This window comes from Micrococcus sp., assembly GCF_030523875.1.
GTDB lineage: Bacteria > Actinomycetota > Actinomycetes > Actinomycetales > Micrococcaceae > Micrococcus.
In genome coordinates this window covers 10,819-21,059 of record NZ_JAUNHR010000016.1, presented here as the reverse complement: position 1 = coordinate 21,059, position 10,241 = coordinate 10,819, and the positions used below count along the sequence as shown (strand labels likewise).

The window sequence follows — 10,241 nt, the reverse complement described above, 5'->3', positions numbered from 1 at the left end:
CGCCTCCTGCACGGAGGCGGCCGGCCGTCGTCGTCGGTGCGGCTCAGCCGCGGCGGGTCACTTGATGGACTTGCCCGCCGAGCCGAGGTTCTGGGCGGCCAGGGCCACGCGGGCGGCCATGGACTCCTCGGCCTTGGCGCCCCACACGCGCGGGTCGTACAGCTTCTTGTTGCCGACCTCGCCGTCCACCTTCAGGACGCCGTCGTAGTTCTGGAACATGTGGCTCACCACGGGGCGGGTGTACGCGTACTGGGTGTCCGTGTCCACGTTCATCTTCACGACGCCGAAGCCCACCGCGTCGGCGATCTCCTGCTCGGAGGAGCCGGAGCCGCCGTGGAACACGAGGTCGAAGGGACGCTGCTTGCCGAACTTCTCGCCCACGGCCTCCTGGATCTCCTGGAGGATCTCCGGGCGCAGCTTCACGCCGCCCGGCTTGTACACGCCGTGCACGTTGCCGAAGGTCAGCGCGGTCAGGTAGCGGCCCTGCTCGGAGGTGCCGAGCGCCTCCACGGTGGCGATGCCGTCCTCGACGGTGGTGTAGAGCTTCTCGTTGATCTCGTGCGCGACGCCGTCCTCCTCGCCGCCGACCACGCCGATCTCGATCTCGAGCAGCTGCCTGTTCGCGTGGGTGCGGGCCAGGAGCTCCTTGGCGATCCGCAGGTTCTCCTCGAGGGTCTCGGCGGAGCCGTCCCACATGTGGGAGTTGAAGATCGGGTCGCGGCCGGCCTTCACCTCGGCCTCGGAGGCGTCCAGCAGCGGGCGGACGAAGTCGTCCAGCTTGTCCTTGGGGCAGTGGTCCGTGTGGAGGGCGATGTTCACGTCGTACTGCTTGGCGACCTCGCGGGCGAAGGCCGCCATGGCGAGGGACCCGACCACCATGTCCTTCTTGGAGGGGCCGGAGAAGTAGGCCGCGCCGCCGGTGGAGACCTGGATGATGCCGTCCGACTCCGCTTCGGCGAAGCCGCGGATGGCGGCGTTGAGGGTCTGCGAGGAGGTGACGTTGATGGCCGGGTAGGCGTAGCCGCCGTCCTTGGCCGAGTCGATCATCTCCGCGTACTTGTCCGGGGTGGCGATGGGCATGGTGTGCTCCTTCACTCGCGAGGCGACGGGTTTGTCCAGCGGTCGGGCGGCACACTGCACACGGGCACAGCAACGCCGCCGTGCTGTCCTCATCGTAGCGGCCGGCCACCCGGGTGACCCGGGCCCGTGCGCGCCCCGACGCGGCCTGCGATGCTGGGGGAGCCGACGTCGTCGGCACCCTCCGACCCCCACCCGAAGGAGCCCGCCATGCGCGCCGAGCAGGTCACCGATCCCCTCTGCTACCACGGGGAGGGCCCCGTGTGGGCCGAGTCCTGGGGCGGGCTGCGCTGGGTGGACATGCTGGCCGGGGACTACCTGTCCCTGCGGGCGGACGGCTCGGTGGAGCGCACCTCCGTGGACGAGCGCGTGTGCGCGGTCCTGCGGCCCCGTGCGGGGGGCGGGGCGGTGATCGCGGTGGAGCGCGGGTTCGTGCTCGAGGACGCGGACGGCACCCTGCACCGGCTGCCCCCGGTGTGGGACGACCCCGACCTGCGCATGAACGAGGGCGGCTGCGACCCGGACGGTCGCTTCTACGCCGGCTCCATGGCCTACAGCAAGACGCCCGGGGCCGCGACGCTGCACCGCCTGGACCCCTCCGGCGAGGTGGACCTGGTGCTGGAGGACGTGAGCACGTCCAACGGTCTGGCGTGGAGCCCGGACGGCTCGCGGGCCTACTACAACGACACCCCCACGCGGCAGGTCGCGGTGTTCGACTACTCCCGTGAGGAGGGTCTGACGAACCGTCGCGTGCTCACCGACGTCCTGAGCGGTGAGGGCAAGCCGGACGGTCTCACCGTGGACGCCGAGGGCGGGATCTGGGTGGCCGTGATCAGCCACGGTCAGATCCACCGCTACACGCCGGAGGGTCGGCTGGACGAGGTGATCGAGGTGCCGGCGCAGAAGACGACGGCGTGCACGTTCGGCGGGCCGGGCCTGGACCGGCTCTACATCACCACGAGCGGGGAGGGCATGGAGCGCGGCGAGGACCCGCTGGCCGGCGCGCTGTTCGCGGCGGAGCCCGGCGTGCGGGGCCTGGCCACGCTGCCTTTCGCGGGCTGACCTGGGGGGATTCGGGCGGATCCACCGCACGGGGCGGCGGCCGGCGCGGTCGATCCACATCTGCCGCTCACGTACCAGCGGAAGTCGGGATACGATCTCTGGATATGTGATTGAAATCACACCAGCGGGCCTCGTGCCTGTCATCCCCCCTCCAGAAGGATCCCCCATGAACTGCACCCGCCTCCCCACCCGCCGCTCCCGCCTCGCCGCCGCCGTCGCGAGCGCCGCCGTCGTCACCGGGCTGCTCGCCCCGGCCGCCGCGGCCGCGGACGCACCCGCCCCCACCGACCCCGAGGTGACCACCGCCGTCGAGGACCTCTCCGCCCCGGCCACGGCCCAGGAGGAGGCCGCGTGGGATGCCGCCCGGACCGCCTTGGCCGAGCAGACGGAGTCCTCCTTCTACTCGGCACCCACGAGCGTGCCCGGCCGTCCCGGCGTCCTGCTGCGCCAGGAGCCGATGGACTTCTACCTCGACCCCGTGAAGCTCATCCAGGTGCCCGCCACGGGCACCCGGATCATGTACTCCTCGCAGGACGCCCAGGGCCGGCCGACCGCTATCACGGGCACGGTCCTCACCCCGACGAAGCCGTGGACCGGCTCGGGCCCGCGGCCCGTGGTCGCCTACGCCGTGGGCACCCAGGGCGTGGGTGACCAGTGCGCGCCCTCCCGGACCATGTCCGTGGGCCTCCAGTACGAGGGCGTGGGCATCACCTCGCTGCTCAGCGCCGGGTACACCGTGGTGGCCACCGACTACGAGGGCCTCGGCACCGAGGGCACGCACACCTACATGGTGCGGGCGGCCCAGGCGCACGCCGTCCTCGACTCGGTGCGCGCCGCGCAGGACGTGGAGGGCGCCGACGTGACGGCGACCTCGCCCGTCGCCCTCGCCGGGTACTCCCAGGGCGGCGGCGCCTCCGCGGCCGCCGCCGAGATCGCCCCGGACTACGCGCCGGAGATCAACCTGAAGGGAGCCTTCGCCGGCGCCCCGCCCGCCGACCTCAACGCCGTGGCGAACCGGCTGGAGGGCAGCCTGTACGCCCAGTTCCTGCTCTACGCCATGGCGGGCCACATGGAGGCCTACGACCTGGACCCCGCGGACTACCTGAACGAGCGCGGCCGCACGGTCGTCGCCGACGCCACGGAGGGATGCGTGACCGACGCACTGGAGAACGCGTTCCTCAGGACCGGCGTGCTCACCCGTTCCGGGCTCCCGCTCAGCACCGTCGCGGCCACGGACCCCACGTTCTCGAGCATCATCGCCGACCAGCGCCTCGGCGCGTCGGGACGCGCCCCGGAGGTCCCGGTCATGATCGCGCACTCCATCGGCGACGACGTCATCCCCTACTCGGCCGGACGGGGCCTGGGGCACCGGTGGTGCGCCGAGGGCACCCGGGTGCGGTTCGACCCGCTGCTCACGCCCACGCACGTGGGGGGCTACATCGCGTCCCTGCCCCGCATGGAGCGGTTCGTCTCCGCAACCCTCGCCGACCGCTGGACCCCCGATTCCTGCGGCTGGTTCTGACACACACCGTCACGCAGGCGCGGCCATGGGTCGCCGCGCCTGCGTGCGGGCGGACCGTGACACCGACCCGGCCCGCATGACGCTCACCCGCGCCGCGGACTGGACTCCTCCGGCCTCCACCGCCTCAGATGGTCCCACCACACCATCCAGAGCGGCCGAGAGACCTGGCTCCACGACGCCGCGGCAACCCCCCGTCCCCCACGCCTGAGCGAGGGGACGGGCACGGTGCTCCCGCCAGGACCGATGGAGGAGCGCATGCATCACCCTGCCACCCAGCAGATCCACGCGGGATACGTACCGGAGGGGCCCCACCACCCGGTGGCCGTGCCCCTGCACCAGACGACGGCCTACCGGTTTCCGGACCACGCCACCGCCGTCGCCCTCTTCCGGCAGGAGACCCCCGGGTTCACCTACAGCCGGACGGGCAACCCCACCGTCGCCGTGTTCGAGGCCCGGCTTGCGGCTGCGGAGGGGGGCGTCGGCGCCGTGGGGACGGCCAGCGGCCAGTCCGCAGTGGCCCTGTCCCTGCTGGCCTTGCTCCCCTCGGGCACGCACCTGGTGGCCTCGAACCAGCTGTACGGCGGGACGGTGGACCTGCTGACGGACACCTTCGGGGACCTGGGGATCGCGGTGACGTTCGTGGACCCCGCGGACCCCGGGGCCTGGGCCGTGGCCGTCCGGCCGGAGACCCGCGCCTTCTTCCTCGAGGCCGTCACGAACCCGCTGGCCACCCTGCCCGACCTGCCGGCGCTGGCGGACGCGGCCCACGCCGCGGGCGTCCCCGTGGTGGTGGACGCCACCCTCGCCACCCCCGCCCTGTACCGGCCGCTCGAGCACGGCGCGGACGTGGTGGTCCACTCGGCCACGAAGTTCCTGGGAGGGCACGGCGCGGCGCTCGGCGGCGCGATCGTGGACGGCGGCACGTTCGACTACGGGGCGGACCCGGAGCGGTGGCCCCGGCTGGCGCGGCCCCAGGCCCGCTTCGGGGGGCGGTCCCTGGTGGAGCGCCACGGCCGCTCGGCCTACCTCGCCCTGGTCCGCGCCCGGTTCCTGCACGATCTGGGCCCGTCCCTGGCCCCGGCCAGCGCGGCGCACTTCCTCCAGGGGCTGGAGACGCTCCAGCTGCGCATGGCCCGGCACACCGCGTCCGCGCTGACCGTGGCCGAGCACCTCGCCGCGCATCCCGCCGTGGCACGCGTGCACCACCCGGGGCTGCCGGGGCATCCGAGCGCCGACCTCGCGGCCCGCGACTTCCCCCACGGCACGGGATCCGTGTTCTCGTTCGACCTGGCCGCCGGTCCCGGGGCCGTGGGGCCGTTCCTCGACGCGCTGGAGCTGTTCCAGCTCGTGGCCAACGTGGGCGACGCCCGCTCGCTGGCGTGTCACCCGGCCACCATGACCCACTGTCGGCTGAGCCCGGAGCAGCGCGCGGCGGCGGGCATCGCCGAGACCACGATCCGCCTCTCCGTGGGGCTCGAGGACCCGGCGGACCTGATCGCCGACCTGGACCGGGCCCTCGCCGTGGCGGCCGGCCCCGTGGACGCCTCCGCCGCGCCCGTCGCGGCGGCCGGGGCGGTGCGCTGAGATGGCCGCGCCCGACGTCGTCGCCCCGCCGCGCGCCCGCGGCTTCACCACGACCGCGGTGCACGCCGGCCAGGAGCCGGACCCCCTCACGGGGGCCGTGGTGCCGCCGATCTACCAGACCAGCACGTTCGTGCAGGACGGAGTGAACGTCCTGCGTGCGGGTCACGAGTACAGCCGCGGGTCCAACCCCACCCGCACGGGCCTCGAGACGCAGCTGGCGGCCCTGGAGGGCGGGCACCGCGCCTTCGCGTTCGCCTCGGGGCTCGCGGCGGAGGACGCGCTGCTGCGGGCCGTGCTGCGCCCGGGGGACCACATCGTGCTCGGCGCGGACGGCTACGGCGGGACGAACCGCCTGGTGAACACGGTGTTCGGCGCGTGGGGCGTGGAGAACACCCCCGTGGACATCACCGACCCGACGGCGGTCGCGGCCGCGGTGCGCCCCGGCGTCACGGCGGTCCTGTGGGTGGAGACGCCGTCCAACCCGCTGCTGAACATCGCGGACCTCACGGCCTGGGCGGAGATCGCCCACGCCGCCGGGGCGCTGCTGGTGGTGGACAACACGTTCGCCTCGCCGTACCTGCAGCGGCCCCTGGCCCTGGGCGCGGACGCGGTGGTGCACTCCACCACCAAGTACATCGGCGGTCACTCGGACGTGCTCGGCGGCGCCGTGGTGGTGGCCGACCGGGAGCACCGCGGCGTCCCGCTGGAGGAGTCCGTGGGCCACCAGCAGTTCGCCGCGGGCGCCGTGGCCGGACCGCAGGACTCCTACCTGGCGGCCCGCGGGCTCAAGACCCTGAGCCTGCGCATGGACCGGCACCAGGCGAACGCCGCCCGGCTGGCCGAGTGGCTCCAGGGACGGCCCGAGATCTCCCGGGTGCTCTACCCGGGGCTGCCCGACCACCCGGGCCACGCGCTGGCGGCCCGGCAGATGGACGGCTTCGGCGGCGTCGTCTCCGTGCGGCTGGCCGGCGGCGAGCCGGCGGCGCGCGCCTTCGCGGAGGCCACCGAGCTGTTCGCGCTGTCCGTCAGCCTCGGCGGGGTCGAGTCCCTGATCTGCCACTCGTGCGAGATGACGCACTCCTCCGTGCGGGGCACGCCCCTGGCGGTCCCCCGCGACCTGGTCCGCCTCTCCGTCGGCATCGAGGACGTGGCCGACCTCGAGGAGGACCTGGCGGCGGCGCTCGAGCGCGCCGCGCGTCGATGACGCCTCGACCCCCCTGCCCCTGCCCCCTCCCCCGATGAGGACCCCATGACCCGGACCCCCGCCCCGGACGCCGTCGCGTTCGAGATCACCACGACGCCCTTCGACGAGCACTACCGCCCCTCGGCCACCTCCCGCAGCACGACGAACTTCGCCAACCTCGCCCGCGGGGAGGACCGCGAGGAGAACCTGCGGGCCGTGCTCGCGATGATCGACCGCCGCTTCGATGAGCTGACCCGCGGGGACGCCCCGCCCTCGGACCGGCACCGGGTGACGCTGGAGATCGTCTCCGCGGACCTGTGCTTCACGGCCGACGGCGAGGACGTGCGGTTCCCGATGTTCGAGATGCTCGCCTCCCGGGTCCACGACGCCGTCACCGGCGCCGACGTCGAGGGGGTCGTGGGCCACAACCTCTCCTCGTACCTGCGCGACCACGACTTCAGCGTGCTCCTGCCCCGGCACGCGGCCAGCGGCGCCCCCGGCGACGTCCCCGACGGGTTCGGCGAGCTCCACGGCGCGCTGTTCCAGCGGCTCCTGGACTCCGAGGCGTACCGCTCCCGCTTCACCACGGACCCGGTGGTCTGCCTCAGCGTCTCCACCAGCCGCACCTACACCCGCGGCACGCACCACCACCCCGTCCTGGGGGTCGAGTACCACCAGGACGCCCCCTCCCGCACGGATGACTACTTCGCCCGCATGGGGCTGTCCGTGCGGCACTTCCTGCCCCGCGGCGCCGTCGCCCCGCTCTCCCTCTACCACTCCGGGGACCTGGAGGCCCGGCACACCGACGTCGCGCTGGCCAGCCTGATCGCCACGATGGAGACGTTCCAGCGGATCTACCGGCCGGAGATCTACCACGCCACCACGCCCGCCGGGGCCACGTTCCGCCCGAGCCTGGAGAACCCGGACCACACGGTCCCCCCGATCTCCTACGACCGCGTGGAGCGCACGGACCTGGCCCGCGAGCAGGGCCGGTACGCCGAGGAGCACCTGATGACCCCCCACGCGGACCTGCTGCGGCAGTGGGCCGCGGCCGCGCCGTCGACCGACCGAGAGGACACCCGATGACCGCCCTCCTGCCCACCACCCTCGTCGGCAGCCTGCCCAAGCCCTCCTGGCTCGCCCAGGAGGAGTCCCTGTGGGCGCCCTGGAAGCTCAGCGGGGACGAGCTGCAGGAGGGGCGGCACGACGCGCTCGCCCTGGCCGTGGCGGACCAGCTGCGGGCCGGCGTGGACCTCGTGTGCGACGGCGAGCAGACCCGCCGCCACTTCGTCACCACGTTCATCGAGCACCTCGGGGGCGTCGACTTCGAGCGCCGCGAGACGGTGCGCATCCGCGACCGCTACGACGCGGACGTGCCCACCGTCGTCGACGCCGTGCACCGTGAGCGGCCCGTGTTCGTCGAGGACGCGAAGGTCCTGCGCGGCCTCACCGACCGGCCCGTGAAGTGGACCCTGCCCGGCCCGATGACCATGATCGACACGCTGGCCGACCGCCACTACGGCAGCCGCGAGGAGCTGGCCTGGGAGTTCGCCGCGATCCTCAACGCGGAGGCCCGCGAGCTGGAGGCCGCCGGCGTGGACGTGATCCAGTTCGACGAGCCGGCGTTCAACGTCTTCGCCGACGACGTCCGGGCCTGGGGCGTGGCCGCCCTCGAGCGCGCCGCCGAGGGACTGGGCTGCACCACGGCCGTGCACATCTGCTACGGCTACGGCATCGAGGCCAACACCGCGTGGAAGGCGACGCTGGGCGAGGAGTGGCGGCAGTACGAGGACGTGTTCCCGCTGCTCCAGCGCTCCTCGATCGACATGGTCTCCCTCGAGCGGCACAACTCGCGCGTGCCCGCCGAGCTGATCGGCCTGCTGCGCGGCAAGACCGTGATGGTCGGGGCGATCGACGTGGCCTCCCGGACGGTGGAGACGCCGCAGGAGGTGGCGGCGACCCTGCGCGAGGCCCTCGAGCACGTGGACCCGGACCGGCTGGTGGCGAGCACGAACTGCGGCATGGCGCCGCTGCCGCGCACACTGGCCCGTGCCAAGACCGAGGCGCTGGTGCAGGGCGCGCGGATCGTGCGGGAGGAGCTGGCCTGAGGCCGGCCCCGAACCCGGCACCGGCTCACACGGCCGGCGTCGGGTCCCCGTGCTGGCGGATCCAGGCGTGCATCGCGATGCCCGCCGCCACCCCGGCGTTGATGGACCGGGTGGAGCCGTACTGCGCGATGGACAGCACGGCCTGGCTGGCGGCGCGGACCTCGTCGGAGAGCCCCGGTCCCTCCTGGCCGAACACGAGGACGCACGCCCGGGGGAAGTCGAACGTCTCGAGCGGCACGGACTCGGGGAACAGGTCCACGCCGAGCACGGGCAGGCCCGCCTCCGCCGCCCACGCGGTGAAGTCCTTCACTGTCTCGTGATGGTGCACGTGCAAGTAGCGGTCCGTCACCATGGCCCCGCGTCGGTTCCAGCGGCGCCGGCCGATGATGTGCACGCCCGCGGCGTTGAACGCATTGGCGGTGCGCACCACGGTGCCGATGTTCAGGTCGTGCTGCCAGTTCTCGATGGCCACGTGGAACGGGTGCCGCCGGGCGTCGAGGTCCGCGACGATCGCCTCGAGCCGCCAGTACCGGTACTCGTCCAGGACGTTGCGGCGGTCGCCGTCGCGCAGCAGCGCCGGGTCGTACCGCGGGTCCTCAGGCCAGGGGCCCTCCCACGGCCCCACCCCGACCACGCGCCCGGCCGCCCCGCCCTCGGAGGGCGGGGCGGCGTCGTCGTGGGGGCCGGCGGCGGGCTCGCTCAGCGGCGGCCGTCCTTGGTGTCGACGGCGGCCCAGGACGCGCCCGCGGAGGCGGCGGCCACGGACAGGACCGCCGGCCACGCGCCGATCTTCTTGGCCAGCGGATGGGAGGCGCCGAAGCCGCCCAGGTACAGGGCGCCGAGACCGGCGGTGACGCCGGGGCCGCCCTTGGCCAGCCACGTGCGGCCCGCGTACAGGCCGGCCGCGGCCAGGACGGCACCGCCGAGGGGGCGGATGCCGGTCTCGCGGGCGGTCAGGTAGCCGCCGATCAGCCCGAGGGCGGCGATCGGGGCGGTGGTGACGGCGTCGGCGGGCAGGAGGGTCCTGCCGTCGCGCTTCACGGGGGTGGTCGAGGAGTCGCTCATGTCCCCACCGTACGGCGGGAGACGGGCGGATGCCCACGTCGGCCGCCGGTGTCCCACCGGGGGAGAATGGCGCGGTGACCCTGATCGACAACGCCGTGTACGTGGACGGCCGCCGCGTCTACGCCCCCACCAGCCTGTCCGAGACGTGGGACGCCATCGAGCGCACCGGCGGGATGGCCTGGCTGGGCCTCTACCGCCCCCACCCGGACGAGCTGCAGGAGGTGGCGGACGAGCTGCCGCTGCACCCCCTCGCCGTCGAGGACGCCCTGACCCCCGGCCAGCGCGCCAAGCTCGAGCGCTACGGGGACGACTGGTTCATGGTGCTGCACCCGGCCCGGTACATCGACGCCACCGAGACCGTGGAGTTCGGCGAGCTGGACGTGTTCACCGGCGAGGACTACGTGGTCACCGTGCGCCACGCCGAGGAGCCGGACCTCGCCGCCGTCCGCACGCTCCTGGAGCAGAAGCGCCCGGACCGCCTCGCCCAGGGCCCCTCCCAGGTGGCCTTCGAGATCCTCGACCGGGTGGTGGACGACTACTTCCCCGTGGCCGAGGGCCTGGAGCAGGACATCCGGGAGATCGAGGACCAGATCTTCTCCGGGGACTCGTCGGTCTCCCGCCGCATCTACGAGCTCTCCCG

At 73.7% G+C, this 10,241-nt stretch carries 10 protein-coding genes; 7 read left to right on the top strand and 3 right to left on the bottom strand.

The genetic code is table 11. The annotated features are described in order from the left end of the window. Positions 1 to 57 precede the first annotated feature (57 nt). Positions 58 to 1,080: a class II fructose-bisphosphate aldolase gene (gene fbaA / locus Q4D18_RS03785; protein ID WP_303125978.1), complete on the bottom strand. Its 1,023-nt coding sequence runs from the start codon at positions 1,078 to 1,080 to the stop codon at positions 58 to 60. Positions 1,081 to 1,287: 207 nt separating this feature from the next. On the opposite strand from fbaA, the gene Q4D18_RS03780 reads away from it, so the two are divergent. The 6 genes from Q4D18_RS03780 to Q4D18_RS03755 all read left to right on the top strand — a co-directional run bounded on the left by Q4D18_RS03780 (position 1,288) and on the right by Q4D18_RS03755 (position 8,536). Beyond that, the gene (locus tag Q4D18_RS03780) at positions 1,288 to 2,139 is read left to right on the top strand and encodes an SMP-30/gluconolactonase/LRE family protein (protein ID WP_303125975.1); all 852 of its coding nucleotides are present in this window, start codon (positions 1,288 to 1,290) and stop codon (positions 2,137 to 2,139) included. A 166-nt stretch (positions 2,140 to 2,305) separates the two neighbouring features. After that, complete coding sequence (locus tag Q4D18_RS03775) at positions 2,306 to 3,661, top strand: lipase family protein (protein ID WP_303125972.1); 1,356 nt, start codon at positions 2,306 to 2,308, stop codon at positions 3,659 to 3,661. A gap of 255 nt (positions 3,662 to 3,916) precedes the next feature. Then, positions 3,917 to 5,245: an O-acetylhomoserine aminocarboxypropyltransferase/cysteine synthase family protein gene (locus Q4D18_RS03770; protein ID WP_303125971.1), complete on the top strand. Its 1,329-nt coding sequence runs from the start codon at positions 3,917 to 3,919 to the stop codon at positions 5,243 to 5,245. Between the two features lies 1 nt (position 5,246). After that, positions 5,247 to 6,449 carry a cystathionine gamma-synthase gene (locus Q4D18_RS03765; RefSeq protein ID WP_303125969.1) on the top strand — a complete coding sequence of 401 codons (1,203 nt, stop codon included), beginning with the start codon at positions 5,247 to 5,249 and terminating at the stop codon, positions 6,447 to 6,449. A gap of 45 nt (positions 6,450 to 6,494) precedes the next feature. Next, positions 6,495 to 7,514, top strand: coding sequence for a putative oxygenase MesX (locus Q4D18_RS03760; protein WP_303125964.1), 1,020 nt, complete (start codon positions 6,495 to 6,497; stop codon positions 7,512 to 7,514). After that, positions 7,511 to 8,536: a methionine synthase gene (locus Q4D18_RS03755; RefSeq protein WP_303125962.1), complete on the top strand. Its 1,026-nt coding sequence runs from the start codon at positions 7,511 to 7,513 to the stop codon at positions 8,534 to 8,536. Before Q4D18_RS03760 ends, Q4D18_RS03755 begins: the two co-directional genes overlap by 4 nt. Before the next feature lie 25 nt (positions 8,537 to 8,561). Here the strand turns inward: Q4D18_RS03755 and Q4D18_RS03750 are convergent, their stop codons facing one another. Both Q4D18_RS03750 and Q4D18_RS03745 read right to left on the bottom strand, forming a co-directional pair. Then, complete coding sequence (locus Q4D18_RS03750; RefSeq protein WP_303126002.1) at positions 8,562 to 9,170, bottom strand: RNA methyltransferase; 609 nt, start codon at positions 9,168 to 9,170, stop codon at positions 8,562 to 8,564. A gap of 65 nt (positions 9,171 to 9,235) precedes the next feature. Next, positions 9,236 to 9,601 carry a hypothetical protein gene (locus Q4D18_RS03745; protein ID WP_303125960.1) on the bottom strand — a complete coding sequence of 122 codons (366 nt, stop codon included), beginning with the start codon at positions 9,599 to 9,601 and terminating at the stop codon, positions 9,236 to 9,238. 74 nt (positions 9,602 to 9,675) lie between these two features. On the opposite strand from Q4D18_RS03745, the gene Q4D18_RS03740 reads away from it, so the two are divergent. After that, positions 9,676 to 10,241: CorA family divalent cation transporter (locus Q4D18_RS03740; RefSeq protein WP_303125958.1), on the top strand; the 566-nt coding region annotated here is incomplete at its 3' end.

Coding starts and splice junctions, on each gene's coding strand:
- fbaA (WP_303125978.1), bottom strand. CDS start 1,080: ATGCCCATCGCCACCCCGGACAAGTACGCGGAGATGATCGACTCGGCC.
- Q4D18_RS03780 (WP_303125975.1), top strand. CDS start 1,288: ATGCGCGCCGAGCAGGTCACCGATCCCCTCTGCTACCACGGGGAGGGC.
- Q4D18_RS03775 (WP_303125972.1), top strand. CDS start 2,306: ATGAACTGCACCCGCCTCCCCACCCGCCGCTCCCGCCTCGCCGCCGCC.
- Q4D18_RS03770 (WP_303125971.1), top strand. CDS start 3,917: ATGCATCACCCTGCCACCCAGCAGATCCACGCGGGATACGTACCGGAG.
- Q4D18_RS03765 (WP_303125969.1), top strand. CDS start 5,247: ATGGCCGCGCCCGACGTCGTCGCCCCGCCGCGCGCCCGCGGCTTCACC.
- Q4D18_RS03760 (WP_303125964.1), top strand. CDS start 6,495: ATGACCCGGACCCCCGCCCCGGACGCCGTCGCGTTCGAGATCACCACG.
- Q4D18_RS03755 (WP_303125962.1), top strand. CDS start 7,511: ATGACCGCCCTCCTGCCCACCACCCTCGTCGGCAGCCTGCCCAAGCCC.
- Q4D18_RS03745 (WP_303125960.1), bottom strand. CDS start 9,601: ATGAGCGACTCCTCGACCACCCCCGTGAAGCGCGACGGCAGGACCCTC.